The sequence below is a fragment of the Paenibacillus glufosinatiresistens genome (assembly GCF_031470375.1).
Lineage (GTDB): Bacteria > Bacillota > Bacilli > Paenibacillales > Paenibacillaceae > Paenibacillus_AQ > Paenibacillus_AQ glufosinatiresistens.
This window is the reverse complement of the sequence record NZ_JAVFHT010000022.1, coordinates 1-18,961: the sequence shown is the minus strand read 5'-3', so window position 1 is coordinate 18,961 and position 18,961 is coordinate 1. Positions and strand designations below refer to the sequence as shown.

The window sequence follows — 18,961 nt, the reverse complement described above, 5'->3', positions numbered from 1 at the left end:
TTTTCCATAAATAATTAATAAGCGTTCTTGGAGCCCAGCAGCATCAGCCCTGTCTTCAGAATAATCTTCAGATCCAGTCCAATGCTCCGCATCCGGATGTAGGCCAGATCCAGCTCGACCATTTCCTCGAATCCGACGCTGTTGCGGGCGCTGACCTGCCAGTATCCGGTGCAGCCCGGTGTTACCGTCAGGCGCTGCTTGTCATACTCGGAGTAGAGCGCCACTTCCTCGGGAAGCGGCGGCCGGGGACCGACCAGGCTCATGCTTCCGTTCAGCACGTTCCACAGCTGAGGCAGTTCGTCGATGCTGGTCTTCCGCAGAAAACGGCCCACGCGCGTGATGCGCGGGTCGTTTTTGATTTTGAACATGGCGCCGCTGACCTCGTTGTAGGCCATCAGGTCCTTCTTCAGCTCCTCGGCGTTGTGCACCATGGATCTGAACTTGTAGATGTAGAACGGCTTTTCGTCCTTGCCGATCCGGATTTGCCGGAAGAATACTTTGCCCTTCGGGTCTTCCAGCTTAATCAGCACCGCAACGAGCGTGAACAGGGGAAGCAGCACCAGGAGACCGACCGCGGAGAAGAAGACGTCGATCATCCGTTTGACCAGCAGATAGGAGTCGGATTCGTTTCCTTCGCCCGCGTGAAGCGTGTAGGGATTCGGCATTGCATACTCGCCGTCTTCCGGCAGATTGGGCATGCTCATTTCCTCCTCATCCTCCTTCGCTTGTATAGTGTCTTAACCGGCCGTCTGTTCGGCCTTGCTGAGCCATTCCGACATTGCGTCCATCAGCGGATAACGCAGATCCTTGTTCTGAAGAGCGAATTCCAGGGTAGTAAGAATATATCCGAGGCGTTCGCCGACATCGTATCGGGTGCCGTCGAAGTTGTAGGCGTATACCCGCTCGCTCTGGTTGAGCTTCTGAATGGCGTCCGTAAGCTGAATCTCGCCGCCGGCGCCGGTCTCTTGCAGATCCAGGTACTTGAAGATCTTCGGTGTGAACACGTAGCGGCCCATGATGGCCAGGTTCGACGGCGCCGTGCCGGGAGCCGGCTTCTCGACGAAGTTGTTGACCCGGTAGAGTCTGCCGTCCTGCATGTCCGGCTCGATGATGCCGTAACGGTTCGTGAACTCGTCCGGCACTTCCTGAACGCCGATGACGGAGTTCTGGGTCTCTTCATACTGCTCGATGAGCTGCTTCAGGCAGGGCGTTCCGCCCGCGACGATGTCGTCGCCCAGCATGACGCCGAACGGCTCGTCGCCGATGAAGCGGCGGGCGCACCAGACCGCGTGGCCCAGGCCTTTGGGTTCTTTTTGCCGGATGTAGTGAATTTCCACCTTCGAGGAGCGCTGCACTTCCTTGAGCAGCTCCAGCTTGCCGTCCTCCAGGAGACGCGATTCCAGTTCGAACGCATTGTCAAAATGGTCCTCGATCGCGCGCTTGCCTTTACCGGTTACGATGATGATGTCCTCAATGCCGGAAGCGATCGCTTCCTCCACGATGTACTGGATGGTCGGCTTGTTGATAATGGGGAGCATCTCTTTCGGCATGGCTTTCGTCGCCGGGAGAAAGCGAGTGCCAAGACCCGCTGCGGGAATAATGACCTTCTTTACTGTTTTCATCGCACTAGCCTCCTTGGAATGATGGTTGGTTCTACTTGGCCTGGTTCAGGGTGATGCCGAGAATAGGCGTTCCGGTCTTCTCGATCAGCGTCTTGACCTTCTTCAGGGCATCGCGCTTGGATTTGCCGTAGCGGGCAACGAGGATCACGCCGTCGCATTGCGGCGCAAGCACCCGGGCGTCGCTGTAGTCGACGGCCGGCGGTGAATCGACGAAGACGAGATCATGCGTGCTTCGCAGTTCTTCCAGCAGTTCGGCCATCTTCTCTCCGCCGAGCAGATCGGGCGGACTGGCCGTTGCCGTGGAACCGGCCGTAATGACGGTCAGATTGGCAAGTTCGCCGTACACGCTGATCTTCCCCGCTTCCTTGCGTCCGGACAGATAGGAAGCCAGTCCTTCGCCTTCATCGACTCCAAATACGCTGTGAAGTCCGGGAGACCGAAGATCGGCGTCGACGACCGCCACCCGCTTGCCGTCCTGTACGAACGAGACGGCCAGATTGGCGAGCACCGTCGTCTTGCCCGCGCCGCTCTCACCCGAAGTGAAGAGCAGCACGCGTCCGCTCCCCTGCATAAGGTCGAGCTGGCGGATATAGGTACGCAGCGAACGGAACGATTCCGATACATGGGAGCCCGGGTTGCGGTCTGCAACCAGACTGTTACTCAACCGTAGCATAAGCGCCCTCCCCTACTCTGGCTTTGGAGCCTGCGCTTCCGACATCGCGGCCCCGGATAACCGGAATGCTGCCGATGACCGGCAATCCGAGCAGCGCTTCGGCCTCTTTCTCGGTGCGCAGCGTCTGATTGAGGCTCTCCATCAGCAGAATGACAGCCAGAGCCGCCATCAGCGAGACTACGAAGCTAATGACCAGATTCATGGCGTACCCGCCGGTTGCGGGAGCCGGATTGGCCTGCGGATCGGCCGGCGTCAGGAAGGTGACGTTATCCATCTTCATGAGAGCCGGCAGACTGCGGATAAACGTCTGCGAGACGGCGTTGACGATTCCGGCCGCCGTCGGATAACTCTCGTCGGTGACGCTCAGGTTGATTACCTGGCTCTTCTCCGAAGTCTTCAGTTCAATCTTGCCGGCCAGCTCGCCTTCCGTCAGTCCAAATTCGGGATGCGCATCCACCACGGCTTTCATGATGGTCGGCGACAGCAGGATGTCTTTGTAGCTCTCGATCAGGTTCAGGCTGAAGTTCAGGTCGTTGAGGCTGTTGCCCGCCACGGGTGTCGAGGCGTTCACCAGGAGTTGTCCGCTCGCCCGATACTCCGGCACCACCACATTCTTGCTTACGTAGTACGTCGTGGCGCAGGAGATCAAGACGAACAGCACAACGAGCCACAGCCGTTTCTTGATGAGGTTGAGATAATCCAGAATCGTCCTTTCCACAGCGATCCTCCTTCCGGAAATGTTGTTCTTTGAAAGAAAGTTTTGAAACTTTCAGCTTCTTACTTGTATTCTAGCAATCCCTTTCACCGCTCACATGCCACCTCCCTTTACTTTCCCTTTCACTTTGGTAGCCACTTAAGTAACGCTGCGGGTGCAGGCGATGGTATACTTTTGTACCAGAGGTTCTCTTGAGAGCGTTTCCATCAATTCCCGGGCTGCCTGAACGCCGCAAAGCCGCTTCCGGGCAGGAGCAATTCCTGTCCGAAAGCGGCTTTGCGGGCCGTGCAAGCTGTTCAATTCGCAATCAATCGTAAGACATTTCGTATTTCGTCAGGCCGACTGCATTCGCATAGAGCGCCGCCTGGGTGCGGTCCGCCACCTGCAGCTTCGCCAGAATCTGGCTCACATGCTTCTTGACCGTAAATTCGCTGATGAACAGTCTGGAAGCAATCTCCCGGTTGCTGGAGCCCTGTCCCAGCTCTATCAGCACTTCCTTCTCCTTCGGCGTCAGTTCGTCGGTCGGACTGCTGCCGCTCATCCGCATTTTGTCCTCCATCAGCCCGGGATCGTAATATTTGCGTCCCTTATGTACAAGCTGGATGGCAAACAGCAGCTCCTCCGGCAACGCCTCCTTCAGCACATAGCCGTCGACCATGACCTCTTCCGCCTTCAGAAAGTCTTCCCGGCTTGCGGAAGAAGTCAGCAGGATGAACCGGCTGTCAATGCCGCGGGCCCGTGCGGCCTTCACGACGTCAAGACCGGACTCATCGGCCAGCTTGAGGTCCATCAGCGTCAGATCGGGACGAATCTCCTCCAGAACGCGCAGCGCTTCTTCTCCGTTCGTAGCCTCTCCCGCAAATTGCATGTGGGGCTGCATTGAAATGACGGCCGCCAGACCTCTTCTTACCAAGGGATGATCATCCACAATGACAATTTTCAAGTTCAACGCCTCCTGTCCTGAATGTTATGCGTTCTTTAACTCCGCTACGCCGACCGGTATCGTAATCAGAATCCGTGTCCCTTCGTTCAACCCGCTCGAGAGCTGAAAGTCTCCCCCAAGCGATTGGGCTAAATACTGCATATTCTTCATTCCAAGACCGCCCGCTCCGTCCTCCGACGGGGATACAAGCCGCGCGGTATCGAAGCCTTTCCCGTTATCGACGATAGACAGCCGAATCCACCGGGGCTTCAGAGAGAGCTCCACCTGGATGCTGCGCGCCGCCCCATGCCGAATGGCATTGCCCGTCGCTTCGGAAATAATGCGAAACAGCGCTTTATGATACGGATACGGGAGACTGAAGTCGTCTCCGGTAATCTGAAGCTGAATTTCCACGTTGTTCAATCTCGACAGGCTGTTCAGATGGGAACGGACCATGCCGAGCCAGGTCGGGCCGCCGCTCTTCTTGGAGCTGAGACTGTAGATGGTGATCCGCAGTTCCTTGGCGACGTTCGTCGCCGACTCATGGATCAGACCGATCTGCTCTTCCAGCTCCGAGTCGCTCATCTTCCGCCACAGCTGCTTCAGCGAATGGGTCGCATAGACGATGCCGAACAAGCTCTGCGAGACGCTGTCGTGCATCTCGTCGGCAATGCGGTTCTGCTCGTTCGTGATGATGAGCCGGTTCTCGATAACCCCGAGTTCGTGCCGCTCCAGAATAATGGCGCTCAGCTCCGCCAGGAACACAAGCTGCTGAATGTACCACCTCCGGCCTTCAAGCCCTTCTGAAGCATCGAGCCGAACGCCGATCAGTCCGACGAACCGGGTGCTCATCCGCACTGGCATCAGCAGAAAATCGCCGAGACCCGGCAGGCTTCGAAACAAGGGGTCGCGCTGACCCCGCCACTCATCCTCCCGGCTCTCCAGCTCGGTGAAGAGAAAGGTCTCCTGTTCCGGCAGCCAGCCCGTCTGGCGGCTCTCCGGAGCCGGCTCGCCGCTCTTCTTGGCGAACCAGAACAGCGCTTTGTCCAGCTCGGTCAGCTTCACCACGTAATCGGTAATGACCTGGCCGATATTCCGGAAATCATGCTGGCTTGAAGTTTCGACGATGTGGTACAGCGATTTGATATGCTCCAGCGTCTCGTCCGTCCGGGCCTCCGCTTCTTCGCTGCGGCTTCTGTAGCAGGCGACCGTCCGGACAAAGGTTGCCGCCAGTACGAGAACGAGCAGCAGATTCCCGCTGTCGTTCAGATCCAGGGAAGGCGACTCGCCCGAAGAAGCATAGAACGCGTAGCAGCAGCCGATGAAGGCGGCCGCATACCCGAACAGCAGACTCCAGCTGAACATCAGGGTCAGCGATCCTGCGGCCACCAGCACCGGATTTAAGGCATACAGCTTGAAGGGACTTTCATACCCTCCGGTAGCGACGGTCAACAGCAGAATCAGTGCCGCTTCCGCTCCGATTGCTGCCAGGAGCAGCCCTGGACGGTGTTTGCAGCGGCGGTACATTCGCAAAAACATCCACGCACTCACGCATAAGACGGCAACTACCGGAAGCTTGCGGACCCAGGACAGCCCGTCGTACGACAATAAGAACATCAAAGACGTCAACCCTAAGGAGAACCAACGGTAAAAGAATTGCATCCTGTCTTCCGCAGTTTTGATACCCATCCCACCACCCTATTCCCCAAGTTTTGTGGAAAAAAAGCGAATGTGACTGACCCGAGGATCGGCAAGACATTCCGTGAAAAAAGTATTTGACAAACCGGTTGCCTATATGAAATCGAGAATTAATACCAGCAATGATACATGAGAATAAGGCTTTTCTCAAGTTAACTGCCGCCTTGTGAACGGTTACACCCAGAAAAAGGTTAAATTTTAGGACTTTGGAACTCCTTTTCCCCTGCCATTAGCCTGAATAAATCCACACTAAGTGGAAGCTAAGCTGACAGTACCCTGCAACGGAACGTAAGACAGCCCGTCCGCACGCGGCGGCGTGCAGAACGGGCTGTCTTTGACAGAGGGCCGGCAGGGACAATGACGGCCGGGGCGCCCGGGAGACGGTCAGCGGGACGGAGGCTCGGCCCACGGCTGCCTTGCCGTAATGACCGCCCGGTCCTCGGCCGCCGCCCGGCGCATCGCAAGCGCCAGGTACTGGTCCTGGCAGCCTTCGGCCAGACTGTAGAACGGCGGGCCGCCTGCGGTGTAGCTTGCCATGCGCCTGAGGCTCTCGGCTACGGCAAGCTCATCGTCGGACAGGCGGGCCGGTCCGAACGGATTGCGATACAGCCACTCGGACCCGCCGACAATGCCCTGGAGGAAGAAGCCCTCCAGATTGCCGCCATGCCCGGCATCAATCCGGCGCAGTTCGGCATAAGCGGGAGCGTCGAAGGCCTCCAGCCAGACGGCCCGTTCGTCCGTAATTTCGCCCCGGTCGCCCCGGATCAGCATCCGGTTCCCCCGGACCCAGGAGAAGTACTGATCCTTGGCAAAATCATATACGCCCAGCCGGTCCCCGAAATCCAGCGTCGCAAGAAGCTGCGGCGAGAGAACTTGCGTCTCCGAGCGGGGCGGGCCCGAACGGTCCGGACCCTGAATGAGGGGGAACGCAAATTCCCTTGCCCGGATTTCGGCGTCCTCGAACCCGATGCCAAGCAGCCTTCGGATCAAGCTGACGCCATGGTAATCATGGGCCGCCGAAATCTGGGCCTGCGAGATCGTTCCCAGCCGCCCCGATCCGGCAAGCGCGAGACGGGCGGCATGCATCGGCTGGTAAGCATACTGCTCCGCCACCTGAATCCTTGCCGCCGGTCCTGTGCGGGACCACACCTCCAGCAGTCCCGCCAAATCCGGAGCAGGCGGAGTCTCCGCAAGCGCAGGATGCCCCGCTTCGGCGAGAGCCGCCAGCAGCCCGCCGGAGGCATCCCGGCTGACGCAGACGACGCTGAAGGCGCAGCCCGCAGTCCCGGCGCGCTCCAGATAGGCCGGAAGCTCCGACACCGCCGGAACGCCCCACCGTTCCGTGAACGCCCGCGCTTTGGCCGGTTCCCTCAGCAGAGCAGCCCCCACAGCAAAATGCCCGGGGAGCGCCCGGGCAATCCGCATATAAAATTCGGCGCGCCAGCCTCCGCCGATGATCCCGAATACCGTCCGATTCATCTCGTCTTCCTCCCCTGCCGGTCTGCATCACGGCCAAGCCTTAGCCTTAAGTTTCCTCCGATCCTTCCCGGCGCTTCTGTTCCCGGTAATCCGCCAGCCATTCCTCGTACTGGTTCACAATCATTTCCCGTTCGCGGGCCCAGGCCGCTCTTGAGTCCCGGGACGTGCGCGAACGGCTGTCTTCCTCCCCGGACAAGGTCCAGAGGTCGGAGAACAGCGGATCGCGCAGTTCCACGAGCCGGCCGTTCTCCCGGCCGCCGGACCATTCCAGCCCGCGGTCGGTCCTGACCACGGTCCGGCCGTCCGGCGTCGAGGCCTTCTGCCCCGGACGCATCACCGCAAGCAGCTGTCCCAGCGTATACCACTGCATCCCGGCTCCGCCTCTCCCTTCCCGTCCTTGGGTTTCTGCGCCTGCCCCTCAGGCTCTTGCCGCCGGAAGCTTGACGATGACCTCCGTGCCTTCTCCCTTGGTGCTCATGTACTTGATGGTTCCGCCCATGGCTTCGATAATTCGGAACGTGACCATAAGTCCCAGACCGGTGCCCTTGGTCTTGTTCGAGTAGTACGGCTCTCCCAGCCGGGCCACCTCGCCCGGCTCCATTCCTTCCCCATTGTCCTTGATGCTGACCACGACATGGTTCCCGGAACGCCAGGCGATGATGCTGACCAGGCCTCCGGCGCGCAGCGCCTCGATACTGTTCTTGACGATATTGATGAACGCCTGCTTGAATTTCGGCGAGCTGCACGTAATCATCAGATCGGGTTCAAGATGCAGCTCCAGCCGTCCGCCCTGGAGATTGGCCATCGGCAGCAGGATGCCGGCCACATGCTTCAGTTCGCCCGAGGCGTCCAGCACCTCGACCTTATCCATCTCCGGCTTCGCGAACGTCAGGAAGTCGTTGATGATCAGAGAAGCCCTGTCGAGCTCGGACATGGCAAGCTTGAGGTACTCCTTCTCTTTGTCAGTGGTCCCTTCTCCGAGCAGCTGGATGAATCCGCGGGTCACCTGGAGCGGGTTGCGGACTTCATGCGCGACCGAGGCCGCAAGGTCGCTGATCATCTCCATTTTCTCGGAACGCTGCAATTCGTTGTTGAATTTCTCGAGCTCTCTGGAATACATGACCACCTGTTCGTGGTTCTGCGCGAATCTCCGGCCCAGAATGACGATCAGAGAGACCAGGAACAGTACGATTCCCCATTTCCACCAGTAGAGATGGTAGATGCCGGACGTCAGGTAGAAGAGCAGCAGCTCGGCAACGACGATCAAGGTCAGAATCGCCAGTCCTGCCGTGAAGATAATGGCTTCTGTATTGCCTTTGGCGACATCTCTCACCGCCACCGCCAGCAGAGTGACGAACAAGGTAATGATGAGCAGACCCACCATGTAGACGGTGAACAGGACATAGATCCGGTCCCATCGCCCGTCCATCAGCAGATGGGCTGTGCTCAGCATAACGGCAAGCACGGCGTAGACGGTCAGGAAGCGCCGCAGCCGGAGAACGATCCGCATCGGTCCCGGGCCGAACAGCTGCTCGAAGTACGAAGCGAACGCCGGAAGCAGCGTGAAGATCCCCAGATCAAACACATAATTGACCCAGGGGCCTTTCTCCACAAGGACCGGCAGATAGGACGAATGAATGATAATCAGAATGCCTGACGAGAGGATAACCAGAACCAGCAGAAAGGCGCTGGAGAACATGTCTTTTCGCAGAAAAAGCGAGCACACCGCCAGTACGGTGGCCGTGAACACCAGGGCTCCGCCCAGAATCAGGTCAATCAATCCCTGCTTGGTGTAATTGGCGAGCAGATCGACATAGCTGCCAATCTCCATGCCGCCGAATACGCCGTATTGATCCTCTTGTCCGCCGATATAGATCAGCAGCGGCTCGCCCGAGAGGCGGTCGTTCAGAGGCACAATGAGGTTCCCGCCTCCGATGATGCGGTCAGGCGAGCGGAACACAAGCGTCCGGTCGGCATAGGCGGCTACCTCGCTGCCGTATGTCTTCTCCAGCAGCAGCGCGCTGCTGCCTTCAAGCCGGGGCAGCCGGACGCGCAGCCAGACGCCGGTGACCTCATCGGGCTTGGGCGGAATCGTGTCCGGCGTGACATCCAGCCAGCCCGTATCGGAGAGCGCCCGGTCCAGCTCTATGCCGTGCGCAGCCGGATCGGCCCATTTCATTTCCCACTCGGGCAAGCTTTCGCCGCCGTGCTTCCCCCATTCCATTTCAATGCCGATTGGCACAATCACCGCCAGGAGCAGAAGGATGAGCAGGACTGCGGATGTTTTTTGCAAAGGACCTTTCATGAGTGCACCTCGGCAGATCTACAGGATAAACATACAGGTTGGAAATTAATTCATACCCTACCTTACTTATTTCGACATCATTCGCGTTCTTCCCTTTCCGGGCTTGGCCCTGAACACAAAAAAAGCCTCCGGCTCGCGGATAGAGCCGAATCTCCGGAAGAACACTAGCTCTGGCGGACTTCCCCCGGCCGGACCTGCCGATGCCGGAATTGCAGGACGATCGGATTCGCCCTGCGCTCCGGCGGGTAAACTTTATTAGACATGCACTATGGCGGCGCAGCCGACCCTAAGGAGGCTGGATTCCATGAGCACACAGAAAGAACCGGAAGACGACGGCTTGGTCACGGAACGCGATATCGACGAGGAGTTCGGTCTCTTCCGGGAAGGAAGCTATGAAGACAGCTTGTCCGATGAGGATCAGCGCGATGCGATCCGGCACGGACTGCCGGACGAGCAGAAACTCCGGCGAGAAGACCGGCTTTAGGGCCTGGGCCATCCGGATCAAAAAAGGAGCTGAACAACATGTCCGATTCTTTTAATAAAACGACGGCGGATTTCGCCTATGAACGTTATGTGACGCTGGGTGACACGGATCCCGACAGCGGAATTCCGGCTGACGATCTGCGCCCCGCCGGCACGATTACCGCGCAGAGCGCAAGCGGAACCGGAAATACGGAGGCTGCTGTCGAATCGCCGTTCACACGCCACAAGTCGGCGGGCGCCGCTTCGATCGGCATTGACGGCGTGCCGGAACCCGGCACCGATCCCGCGCTGGTCGGCGACCCCCATCTGGCCGCCGATACAGGACTCGGCATTGCCGGTACCGGACCGGCCCCGGCCGGCACCGCTTACGGAAGCGGCGCCGATCCGGCCGAGCCTTCTGCCGAGGAGCTGGACTCGCCCGGCCTACTCTCCGGTCCGCCCGCTTACCGCGATGAGTTGGCGCATTCGGATGCGGCGCTGGCCGCAGACGCTTCGGGCCTGACCATCGGCGCAATTGACTATGCCGACGAGGAGGAAGAAGGCGTGACCGGCGGCCTGAACGAAGAAGATCCGCTGCCCGATGTCCCGGACGCGGACGAAATATCGGCGGACTCGCCGGTGGACCCTGCGGCTCCTCCGGTGGACGTCATGCCGGGTACGGATATTCTGAACGGCTCCACGGGAGAAGACGACTAGCCCGCCCCTGCAGAACCGGGCGGCAGGCTTGTTTTGCAAGAGCCGGCTCTGCCGGGTTATGATGATTCGGGAAGCACCCGACTGATTCTGACCCATAAGGAGAGACTGAAACGTGAAATTCAAGCTTCAACCCCTGCCGCTGATGCTGGTCGTGCTGGCCTTGCTGATGCTGGCGGGCTGCGGCAACAAGCCTGACGGCGGCGGCAAGGCCGCGAGCGCAGCCCCTTCCGCAGCCGCCTCCGGCGCCGACGCGGAGCAGGGTCTGCCTTCCGCAGATGCAAGCCATCCGGTCGTCACCATTGAGATGGAAGACGGAGGCGTGATCCGGGCCGAACTGTATCCGGAGGTCGCCCCCAACACGGTGAACAACTTCATCTCGCTGATTCGCCAGGGCTTCTATGACGGAACGATCTTCCATCGGGTCATCCCGGGATTCATGATCCAGGGCGGCGATCCCGACGGAACCGGCGCGGGCGGACCCGGCTACAGGATTGCCGGTGAATTCGCGAACAACGGGTTCGCCAATTATTTGCCGCATACCGAAGGCGTTCTGTCGATGGCCCGCTCGGGCGATCCCGATTCGGCCGGCTCCCAGTTCTTCATTATGACCGATGCGGCGCCCCATCTGGACGGCGATTATGCAGCCTTCGGCAAGGTAACCGAAGGCATGGATGTCGTCCGCCGCATTGTCAGTCTGGAACGGGACGACAATGACCGGCCGCTGAAGCCGCCGGTCATGAAGAAGGTGACGGTAGACACGCTTGGCGTAACCTATCCGGACCCGGTCAAGAAGCAGTAGCAGCCAAGGAAGCCCCTCTCCGGGAAGAGCCCAGTCTCTTCTCCCGGGAGCGGGCTTCTTGGTCCTGTGTTCAGGCGCGCGGCCGCGGCCGGCTCAATACGTGATGTTCGCTGCGCAGGAAAGTGCTCCGGGCATTCTTCAGCTGGGCGATCCGTTCCTGGGCCATACGGTCGGCGGCTGCATAAGACGGAATGTCTTCCGTCCGGGAAATCTCCAGAATGCGGGCCACGCTGTCATAGATTCGGGCAATTTGCTTGTAGGCCCGCTCCTTGTTGTAGCCGTGCAGCTCGTCGGCCACGTTAATGACGCCCCCGGCGTTGATGACATAATCGGGCGCATAGAGAATTCCCCTCCGGTGAAGCTCGTCTCCGTGCCGCGGTTCCTTCAATTGATTATTCGCCGCCCCTGCGATTACCTTGGCCTTCAGCTGCGGCAGCGTCTCATCGTTGAGGGTCGCGCCGAGCGCGCAAGGCGCGTAGATGTCGCATGCCGCCGCTGTAATCTCTTCCGGATCGGCCAAGGCCGCGCCGCAGGCATCCGCCACCCGCTGCGCCGCTTCCCGGTTGATGTCCGCCACCTGCAGCAGGGCACCCTCCTCCTTCAAATATCCGCATAAATGGAAGGCTACATTGCCTGCCCCCTGGACCGCAATCGTCCGTCCCTTCAAGGAATCGGAACCGAAAGCTTCCCCGGCCGCCGCCTTCATACCCCGGTAGACGCCGTAAGCCGTTGCCGGAGAAGGATTGCCCGATGATCCGTATGACGGGGACGTCCCCGTAACAAAATCGGTCTCCTGATAGATAAGGTCCATATCCTCAACCGTCGTTCCGACATCCTCTGCCGTTATGTACCTCCCGTTCAATCCCTGCACGAACCGTCCGAAAGCCCGGAACATGGCTTCATTCTTGTCCGTCCGGGGATTGCCGATAATGACCGTCTTGCCTCCCCCGAGGTTGAGTCCCGAAATCGCGTTCTTATACGTCATTCCCTTGGCCAGCCGCAGCGCGTCGGTCAGCGCCTCTTGTTCGGAGCCATACGTCCACATCCGGGTGCCCCCAAGCGCCGGGCCCAGCGTCGTATCATGAATCGCAATAATCGCCTTTAGCCCGGAATCCCGGTCCTGGCAGAACAGTACCTGCTCATAGTCGTCCATCGCCATTGCTTCAAAAAGCTTCATACTCTCCGGCTCCCGTCTTCTATATTGGATAGAGTGTTTTTCTTGCTCTTATTTCTGCTCTTATTATAGAGGAAAAGCAAATTTAATTTCCAATGACAGGAAAACTTTTTGATGTTCATTCCGCATGTTTATGAGAATTGTCATAAATTGGGCACGATCCGATGGCTTATAGTGTGGACAATCTCCTTCTCCAAGGAGCACTCCTGCAAGAAAGGTGTGTTGAGAATTATGGAACCTGCATCGCTGGTCAGTTCCGCCTTCGCTCTGTTCGAAAAGGAGGCCCCCGCTCACCGCAAAGCCTGGCTGGAGGCCGTTCAGGGTCTCGGAGCCGCCAGCCGGCTGGACCCGAAGACGGAAGCGCTGGCCTATCTTGCCGTTCTGGCGGCCGCCCGGCTGGATAGCGGCCTGCCCTTCCACGTGAAGCAGGCGCAGCACGCCGGCGCTACCCGCGAAGAGATTATCAGCGCAGTCCTGGTGGGCCTGCCCGCCGTCGGCAACGGCGTCATCTCGGCGCTTCCGGCCGTGATCGCTTCACTGGAGGAGTCCTAGACCTCCGGCATCCTGTCCTTCCCCGGGCCATGAGGTCCGGGGTCTTTTTTTGCGGTGAAGAAATAAGGGGATGGGAAACGCCGCATCTCTAATTCTCCGGGGAATCCGATTCCTAAATGATGACAAAGTGGAATTTACAGGGGAAAAGAGGTGAAATCCTGGGGGTGGAACCCTGATTTTCGCAACTATATGATGATGTAAGCGCTGACATTGGTCGCGCTGGATATCCCATTCTTTCTATACGAGGAGGAAAAGGAATGAAGAAGAAGTCCAAGTACATCTCGGTCCTGCTTGCCGCTGTCGTGGGTGTGTTCGCCTCTGTGTCCGTCGCCTTCGCAGCGACCTGGTCATCGTCCGACCAGTACGGCAATTGGGCGAACGGCGGGTATACGGTCTATAACAATGTATGGGGAAGCGGCGCAGGAGCCCAATCTATCTGGGCGAATTCCTACAGCAACTGGGGGGTATGGGCGCAGCATCCTTCCACGGGAGGCATCAAATCCTACCCGAACAGCACCCGGGAAATTAATCTGAAGCTCAGTGCGCTGAAGAGCGTAACCAGCAGCTTCAATGTAAGCGTTCCCACAAGCGGAGCCGCCTATGAGTCTGCCTACGATATCTGGGCAGGCACGAACAATGCCTATGAAATTATGCTCTGGATGAACTATTACGGCGGCGTGAAGCCGATTGCAGAGAACTGGAGCGCTGCCGGAGATCCCGTGGCGGCTTATACCAATGTAAGCGTAGGCGGCCATACGTGGAATGTATATAAAGGCAGCAACGGTTCCAACGCCGTCTATTCCTTCGTGCGCACAAGCAATACCAATTCCGGCACGGTGGATGTGCTGGCGATTATGAACTGGATCAAGGGCAAGGGCTGGTTCTCCGATGTGACCCTGAACCGCGTACAGTTCGGGTACGAGATTACCTCGTCCCCGGCGGGGCTGAACTTTACTACGAACAGCTACTCGGTCAGCTACTCGAAGTAGACGTCCCAGGGGTACCGGAGCCCTCTACCCGGAATCTGAACTCTGCCCGCTTCGTCGGCGCGGGACGGTATTCAAAGAGAGAGCGCTTCGCCTGGCGGCGAAGCGCTCTTGATTCGTATTCGCAGACTTTGGGATTACCGCTTCGCCATTGTCTCGGTCAGTACCGGAACGATCTGCGATTTGCGGGATACAACGCCCTTCAGCACAGCCTTGTTGGCGTCCAGCTTGACGTTATAGGCTTCTTCGACCGCCTGGGCTTGCCGGCCCAGGGCTACGCCTACGGAGTCGTTGTTCAGAATGTCGGTGACGACGAACAGGAACAGATCGAGACCCTTCTCGTCGATAATCGCGTTCAGCGCCTGTTCCAGTTCCGTCTGGCGGCTCAGCACATCATTCGTATCCACCGCGTTGACTTGGGCAATCTCCACCTTGTAGCTGCCCATGGCGAATTCCTTCGCATCCAGGGAGACGAGCTGGGCAATGCTCTTGTCGCTGAGATCGGCCCCGGCCTTCAGCATATCCAGGCCGTAAGTGTCCGAATCGACGCCGGCGATCTCCGCCAGTTCCTTGGCGGCGGCGATATCTTCCTCGGTGCAGGTCGGCGATTTGAAGAGAAGAGAATCGGAAATGATAGCGGACAGCATCAGACCGGCGATATTCTTCGGGATCTCGACGCCGTTCTCCTTGTACAGCTTCTTCAGAATCGTCGCGGTGCAGCCGACCGGCTCGGCTCTGTAGTACAGCGGAGCAGCCGTCTGGAAATTGGCGATCCGGTGATGGTCGATGACCTCCACGACCCGAACCTGATCAATGTCGGAAGCGCTCTGCTGGCTCTCGTTATGGTCGACGAGAATAACCTGCTTCGCTTCTCCGGCGACCGTCTCTACCAGGCGCGGAGCAGCCGCGCCGAATTGGTCCAGCGCGTACTGGGTTTCGCCGCTGATCTCTCCGAGGCGGACCGCTTCCACATCCCAGCCCAGTTCCTTCTTCAGGTGAGCATAGGCGATTGCCGAGCAGATCGTGTCGGTATCCGGATTCTTGTGTCCAAAGATCAAAGTTTTTTCCATATCCAAGCTCCTTAGTGTGGTTTATTTGTGTTACCAATATAACACACTTGGACAGGGCCCGCCAGCCGCGGGAGAGGTACGGCGGAAGCGGACACCGGCTTAGGGAAGAGGCAGCGGAATTCGGAAGAAACGGCCGCTGTCCGAGCCCAGATACAGGCGGTCTCCCTGTGTGTTCACCAGTCCGCGGCGGACAGCGGCTTCGCGCCCTTCCGGAATGCCGGCGGAGACGCCGGAGACGCGGTACAGCGTCTCGCCGTCATCAGCCCGAGTGATCCGAATACCGCCGCCGGTTCGAACTTCAAGCAGCCGGTTCCCCGGCAGGGCGTAGACCGCCAGTCCTGCCGATTCCGCATAGCCTTCCGGATTATAGAACGCCCGGTCCAGCGGCTGGCTCCAGCGGATTTCTCCATCAGCGGCATTCAGCGCAGCCAGCGGGCCGTTCAGATACAGATACAGCGTATTGCCCGCAAAGACGGCCGGTCCCCCGCTTCCCTTAAGCCGCCAGCGCTCCCGGCCGGTCGCCGCATCGGTCAGCACGATCTCCGGCCGTGTCCGGTCCGAGGCAAAGGGACCGGAAAATTCCCGGGTCAGCAGCAGGTTCCCGCTACTGCCGATCAGGTCGCCGCGCGCCTGGATCCGTGCCTTCACCTCTCCGGAGGACAAATCGATCCGCAGCCGCTCGCCTCCAAGGCGGAACCAGCGGACCGGCTCGGCCCCCGCTGCCGGCTCGGCCGGAAGCGGCGCCGGCTCCAGCAAGGGATCGTACGGGTCTGTCTCCAAGGCGGAGTCCGGCTCGTCCTTTCCGGTCAGGCTCCAGCGCAGGCTCCCCGTTCCTGGTTCCAGCCCGGTCAGCTTCGGGCCGCTCTTCAGCAGGACCACGTCTTCTCCGCCCTCATTTACTACCGCCCGGTCGCCCTTCAGCGCTTTCTTCCACAGCGTCCTGCCGTCCTTCTCGTTCAAGGCGAGCAGTCTGGCCGTCTGCGAATCCGGCTCATAGCCGTACAGCAGAATGATTCCCTTGGCAGCGTACATCTCGGTGTAATCGCTCCGCCCGTCCGCCTTACCCAGCTTCTGTTCCCAGATCGTTCGGCCTGTAGCGGCGTTCAGGTGGCGCAGCCGGTACTCATAGCCTTGCCCCGGTGTATAGGGATTCAAGACGGTCAGTTCCTGACGGCTGCGGTCGAGGGCCGTTCGGCTTCCGCCGAACCCGCCGTCGATCTGCCACAGCGTACGGCCCGTCTCCGGACTGACCGCATAGAGATTATCGTTCATATGCATCCCGCTCAGACCTCCGTCGTCTCCGAACAGTATCAGCGCTTTTGGGGTCACGTACCGGAGATACATATAGGCCAGGCTGCCCCGGTTGACCCAATCCGGCTCCAGGCGGCGGACTGCCGCCGGCTTCTCCGTTCCTGGCGCGCACCGGACGGGAGCGGAGCCGTAACAGGAAGTGAAGGACCGGAGCGGCGCGGCGGCCGCCGGCGGTGTCCGCGCCCCGGCTTCGGCTGACGGCGCGCCGCTCTCCCCGGTTCCGCGCGGATCTGCGCCATCCTGTCCGCCGGCTGCTTCGCAGCCGGACACCAGGGCAGCCAGCAGCAAGGCGGCAATTCCCTTGCGAAGATGAACAGACATGCCAACCCCTCCTCTTGTTCCCGCAGGCGAAGCAACGGGAATTCTCAAGCATTCTAAGGGGTTAGACGTTTTTGCCAGCAAGAAGTTTCCATATTCACCGGCACCTTACCGCCGAACGGCGGCTTAGGCGCGTTCTCCCCTGATGATCGGCGGCAGCTCTGCCAGTTCCCGGATCTCATAAGTGGGCGCGATATCGCTGCGCCCCGGCTTGCCGAGCGGATTGAACCAGCAGGTGTCGATGCCGTAGCCGTTGCCGCCCTTGATATCGGAAGTCAGCGAATCGCCGACCATCAGCGTCCTTGGCTTGTCCGCCGCCGTCAGACCCAGTTCGCGGAACGCATAATCGAAGATGCCGGGTTCGGGCTTCTGGCTTCCGGCCAGTTCGGAAATAATCACCTGCCGGAACGTGCTGTGGAGCGGAGATCCCTGAATACGGGAGCGCTGAACCTCGGTAATTCCGTTCGTGATGACGGCCAGCGTACAACCTTCCAGCTCGCGACACAGCTCCTCCGCTCCCTGGATCAGATACGTTCCGGCTCCCAGGTGCCGCAGATAAGCCTCGCTGAAAGCCGCAGGGTCCAGCTCCAGCCGATGTTCGGTGAACAGCCGCTGGAACCGCTCGACCCGCAGCGCCGCCGATGTGATGATCCCTTGCTCCAGGTCTCGCCACAGCGCCGAATTGATGGTCTTGTAGCTCTCTCCGTATTCCTGCGCGCCTGCGGGCAGGCCGAATTGAAGAAAGGCGTTCTCCAGAGCCCGGCTCTCCGCCAGTCCGTAATCGAACAACGTATCGTCCGCATCCAATAGAATAATGTCGTATTTCATCCTTGTCGCTCTCCTTTTGATTTCACTTGAACTGCGCCCAGCCTTCACTTCAGCATACCTTCTTCCGCCCGGCTGCGCCAACGGGCTCTTCCTTTCTCTTCCGTGCCCCAAGTTCCCCAGTGCGCGGCTGCCGGGCTGCGGCTGTCGACAGAACTCCCTCTGCGGCGTTATAATCGGAGGAAGAGAGACAGACAGCATATCCTCTCCACACCAATTTAATGGCGGTGATTTTCATTCTTTACGTATTGGCCTTTCTGTTGTCTTACGCAATTGTCTATTTCCTGATTCCTCCACTTCGCCGCCTGGCTTTCCGGCTTGATTTTGTAGACAAGCCCCGTCAGGATGTCGAACGCAAAATACACAGGGAGCCGATCCCGCTGACGGCCAGCTACGCCATTTTTGCCGGATTCTTCATCGTCTATCTGCTGTTCTCCCGCGACTTCTCGCTGGAGACGCTGGCGCTGTTCGCCGGCGGCATTCTGCTGCTCACAATCGGTACGGTCGACGACTGGTACAAGACAAAGGGCAAAGAATTTCCGGCGCTGCCGAAGATGGTGGTTCAAATGTCGGCTGCGGTTCTCGTCTACGCTGCGGGAATTTCATTTACCGGCTTCTATAACCCTTTCTCGGGCGAGTATTTCACCCTGCCGGTCGTTCTGCAATTCCTTCTGACGATCCTCTGGATCTTCGGCGTCACAACCGTCATCAACTTCACCGACGGAATGGACGGTCTTGCCGCCAGCCTGACGGCCATTTCCGGCACAACCCTGTTCATCGTCGCCTTGGTCAAGAACCAGTCGCCGTCTGCGATGATGGCCATTATTCTGATCGGCGTCACGCTGGCCTACTTCCATTTCAACAAGCCGCCGGCCAAAGTCTTCATGGGCGACGCGGGAGCGACCTTTCTCGGCTTCATCCTGTCCGTTATCGCGCTGGACGGCGCCTTCAAGCAGGCGACCCTGCTGTCGCTGTTCATTCCGATACTCGCCCTGGGCGTGCCGATCTTCGACAATCTGTTCGTCATCATCCGCCGCTTCATGCAGGGCAAGGCCATCTATCAGGCGGATGCCAGCCAGGCCCATTACCGGCTGCTCCGGTCGGGGCTGAACCACAAGCAGGTCGTGCTTGTCCTCAGCCTCATCAGCGTCTGCCTGTCGCTGTCCTCGATCATTCTGCTGCTGATGCAGAGCTAGAGCGCGGACGCCGGCCGCAGGGCTAACCGGGAAGCAGACGGGTGCTTCTCATGGCAAAAAGAGGCTGTCCCAAAAGTAGATATTTCTAAGCTGAGAGGGACCACCTCCACTAAAAAGTAAACAAAGCGGCCGTTCAA

The 18,961-nt window shown here is 59.2% G+C and carries 19 protein-coding genes; 6 read left to right on the top strand and 13 right to left on the bottom strand.

All coding sequences use genetic code 11. The annotated features are described in order from the left end of the window. Positions 1 to 14 precede the first annotated feature (14 nt). From RBI05_RS17240 to RBI05_RS17200, 9 genes are all read right to left on the bottom strand, one after another. Positions 15 to 704, bottom strand: a complete 690-nt coding sequence (locus RBI05_RS17240; RefSeq protein ID WP_150458144.1) for a sugar transferase — start codon at positions 702 to 704, stop codon at positions 15 to 17. Between the two features lie 33 nt (positions 705 to 737). Next, positions 738 to 1,622, bottom strand: coding sequence for a UTP--glucose-1-phosphate uridylyltransferase GalU (gene galU / locus RBI05_RS17235; protein ID WP_150458145.1), 885 nt, complete (start codon positions 1,620 to 1,622; stop codon positions 738 to 740). A 31-nt stretch (positions 1,623 to 1,653) separates the two neighbouring features. Next, a complete protein-coding gene (locus tag RBI05_RS17230) occupies positions 1,654 to 2,295 on the bottom strand; it encodes a CpsD/CapB family tyrosine-protein kinase (protein ID WP_150458146.1) in 642 nt (213 codons plus the stop codon). Next, on the bottom strand, positions 2,279 to 3,013 hold the full coding sequence (locus RBI05_RS17225) for a YveK family protein (protein WP_150458147.1): 735 nt from the start codon (positions 3,011 to 3,013) through the stop codon (positions 2,279 to 2,281). Before RBI05_RS17225 ends, RBI05_RS17230 begins: the two co-directional genes overlap by 17 nt. A 304-nt stretch (positions 3,014 to 3,317) precedes the next feature. Next, positions 3,318 to 3,953 (bottom strand): response regulator, encoded by a 636-nt coding sequence (locus RBI05_RS17220; RefSeq protein WP_150458148.1) that lies wholly within the window; start codon positions 3,951 to 3,953, stop codon positions 3,318 to 3,320. Between the two features lie 24 nt (positions 3,954 to 3,977). After that, complete coding sequence (locus RBI05_RS17215) at positions 3,978 to 5,459, bottom strand: sensor histidine kinase (protein WP_310551958.1); 1,482 nt, start codon at positions 5,457 to 5,459, stop codon at positions 3,978 to 3,980. Between the two features lie 555 nt (positions 5,460 to 6,014). Continuing rightward, positions 6,015 to 7,109, bottom strand: a complete 1,095-nt coding sequence (locus RBI05_RS17210) for a Gfo/Idh/MocA family oxidoreductase (protein WP_310551957.1) — start codon at positions 7,107 to 7,109, stop codon at positions 6,015 to 6,017. Between the two features lie 46 nt (positions 7,110 to 7,155). Beyond that, positions 7,156 to 7,479 carry a hypothetical protein gene (locus RBI05_RS17205; RefSeq protein WP_310551956.1) on the bottom strand — a complete coding sequence of 108 codons (324 nt, stop codon included), beginning with the start codon at positions 7,477 to 7,479 and terminating at the stop codon, positions 7,156 to 7,158. 48 nt (positions 7,480 to 7,527) lie between these two features. Continuing rightward, positions 7,528 to 9,414: a sensor histidine kinase gene (locus tag RBI05_RS17200; protein WP_150458152.1), complete on the bottom strand. Its 1,887-nt coding sequence runs from the start codon at positions 9,412 to 9,414 to the stop codon at positions 7,528 to 7,530. 304 nt (positions 9,415 to 9,718) lie between these two features. On the opposite strand from RBI05_RS17200, the gene RBI05_RS17195 reads away from it, so the two are divergent. The 3 genes from RBI05_RS17195 (at position 9,719) to RBI05_RS17185 (ending at position 11,392) form a co-directional block, all read left to right on the top strand. After that, the gene (locus RBI05_RS17195) at positions 9,719 to 9,898 is read left to right on the top strand and encodes a hypothetical protein (protein ID WP_150458153.1); all 180 of its coding nucleotides are present in this window, start codon (positions 9,719 to 9,721) and stop codon (positions 9,896 to 9,898) included. A 38-nt stretch (positions 9,899 to 9,936) separates the two neighbouring features. Next, entirely contained in the window at positions 9,937 to 10,593 is a 657-nt protein-coding gene (locus tag RBI05_RS17190) for a hypothetical protein (RefSeq protein ID WP_310551955.1), read from the top strand. Positions 10,594 to 10,735: 142 nt separating this feature from the next. Continuing rightward, positions 10,736 to 11,392, top strand: a complete 657-nt coding sequence (locus RBI05_RS17185) for a peptidylprolyl isomerase (RefSeq protein WP_310551977.1) — start codon at positions 10,736 to 10,738, stop codon at positions 11,390 to 11,392. 70 nt (positions 11,393 to 11,462) lie between these two features. On the opposite strand, the gene RBI05_RS17180 is transcribed toward RBI05_RS17185, so the two are convergent. Continuing rightward, the gene (locus tag RBI05_RS17180) at positions 11,463 to 12,569 is read right to left on the bottom strand and encodes a Glu/Leu/Phe/Val family dehydrogenase (RefSeq protein WP_310551954.1); all 1,107 of its coding nucleotides are present in this window, start codon (positions 12,567 to 12,569) and stop codon (positions 11,463 to 11,465) included. Between the two features lie 228 nt (positions 12,570 to 12,797). On the opposite strand from RBI05_RS17180, the gene RBI05_RS17175 reads away from it, so the two are divergent. After that, a complete protein-coding gene (locus tag RBI05_RS17175) occupies positions 12,798 to 13,118 on the top strand; it encodes a carboxymuconolactone decarboxylase family protein (protein ID WP_310551953.1) in 321 nt (106 codons plus the stop codon). Positions 13,119 to 13,375: 257 nt separating this feature from the next. Next, positions 13,376 to 14,107, top strand: coding sequence for a GH12 family glycosyl hydrolase domain-containing protein (locus tag RBI05_RS17170; RefSeq protein WP_310551952.1), 732 nt, complete (start codon positions 13,376 to 13,378; stop codon positions 14,105 to 14,107). Between the two features lie 134 nt (positions 14,108 to 14,241). On the opposite strand, the gene RBI05_RS17165 is transcribed toward RBI05_RS17170, so the two are convergent. From RBI05_RS17165 to RBI05_RS17155, 3 genes are all read right to left on the bottom strand, one after another. After that, on the bottom strand, positions 14,242 to 15,174 hold the full coding sequence (locus RBI05_RS17165) for a manganese-dependent inorganic pyrophosphatase (RefSeq protein ID WP_310551951.1): 933 nt from the start codon (positions 15,172 to 15,174) through the stop codon (positions 14,242 to 14,244). 99 nt (positions 15,175 to 15,273) lie between these two features. Then, positions 15,274 to 16,806 (bottom strand): outer membrane protein assembly factor BamB family protein, encoded by a 1,533-nt coding sequence (locus RBI05_RS17160; protein ID WP_310551950.1) that lies wholly within the window; start codon positions 16,804 to 16,806, stop codon positions 15,274 to 15,276. 123 nt (positions 16,807 to 16,929) lie between these two features. Next, a complete protein-coding gene (locus tag RBI05_RS17155) occupies positions 16,930 to 17,631 on the bottom strand; it encodes a YjjG family noncanonical pyrimidine nucleotidase (RefSeq protein WP_150458160.1) in 702 nt (233 codons plus the stop codon). A gap of 218 nt (positions 17,632 to 17,849) precedes the next feature. Between RBI05_RS17155 and RBI05_RS17150 the strand changes: the two genes are divergently transcribed. Further along, complete coding sequence (locus RBI05_RS17150; protein WP_150458161.1) at positions 17,850 to 18,824, top strand: glycosyltransferase family 4 protein; 975 nt, start codon at positions 17,850 to 17,852, stop codon at positions 18,822 to 18,824. Positions 18,825 to 18,961 lie beyond the last annotated feature (137 nt).

Bases quoted from the DNA above. Each gene is read 5' to 3' on its own strand.
- RBI05_RS17240 (WP_150458144.1), bottom strand. From the start codon at position 704: ATGAGCATGCCCAATCTGCCGGAAGACGGCGAGTATGCAATGCCGAAT.
- galU (WP_150458145.1), bottom strand. From the start codon at position 1,622: ATGAAAACAGTAAAGAAGGTCATTATTCCCGCAGCGGGTCTTGGCACT.
- RBI05_RS17230 (WP_150458146.1), bottom strand. From the start codon at position 2,295: ATGCTACGGTTGAGTAACAGTCTGGTTGCAGACCGCAACCCGGGCTCC.
- RBI05_RS17215 (WP_310551958.1), bottom strand. From the start codon at position 5,459: ATGTACCGCCGCTGCAAACACCGTCCAGGGCTGCTCCTGGCAGCAATC.
- RBI05_RS17210 (WP_310551957.1), bottom strand. From the start codon at position 7,109: ATGAATCGGACGGTATTCGGGATCATCGGCGGAGGCTGGCGCGCCGAA.
- RBI05_RS17205 (WP_310551956.1), bottom strand. From the start codon at position 7,479: ATGCAGTGGTATACGCTGGGACAGCTGCTTGCGGTGATGCGTCCGGGG.
- RBI05_RS17200 (WP_150458152.1), bottom strand. From the start codon at position 9,414: ATGAAAGGTCCTTTGCAAAAAACATCCGCAGTCCTGCTCATCCTTCTG.
- RBI05_RS17195 (WP_150458153.1), top strand. From the start codon at position 9,719: ATGAGCACACAGAAAGAACCGGAAGACGACGGCTTGGTCACGGAACGC.
- RBI05_RS17190 (WP_310551955.1), top strand. From the start codon at position 9,937: ATGTCCGATTCTTTTAATAAAACGACGGCGGATTTCGCCTATGAACGT.
- RBI05_RS17185 (WP_310551977.1), top strand. From the start codon at position 10,736: ATGCTGGTCGTGCTGGCCTTGCTGATGCTGGCGGGCTGCGGCAACAAG.
- RBI05_RS17180 (WP_310551954.1), bottom strand. From the start codon at position 12,569: ATGAAGCTTTTTGAAGCAATGGCGATGGACGACTATGAGCAGGTACTG.
- RBI05_RS17175 (WP_310551953.1), top strand. From the start codon at position 12,798: ATGGAACCTGCATCGCTGGTCAGTTCCGCCTTCGCTCTGTTCGAAAAG.
- RBI05_RS17170 (WP_310551952.1), top strand. From the start codon at position 13,376: ATGAAGAAGAAGTCCAAGTACATCTCGGTCCTGCTTGCCGCTGTCGTG.
- RBI05_RS17165 (WP_310551951.1), bottom strand. From the start codon at position 15,174: ATGGAAAAAACTTTGATCTTTGGACACAAGAATCCGGATACCGACACG.
- RBI05_RS17160 (WP_310551950.1), bottom strand. From the start codon at position 16,806: ATGTCTGTTCATCTTCGCAAGGGAATTGCCGCCTTGCTGCTGGCTGCC.
- RBI05_RS17155 (WP_150458160.1), bottom strand. From the start codon at position 17,631: ATGAAATACGACATTATTCTATTGGATGCGGACGATACGTTGTTCGAT.
- RBI05_RS17150 (WP_150458161.1), top strand. From the start codon at position 17,850: ATGGCGGTGATTTTCATTCTTTACGTATTGGCCTTTCTGTTGTCTTAC.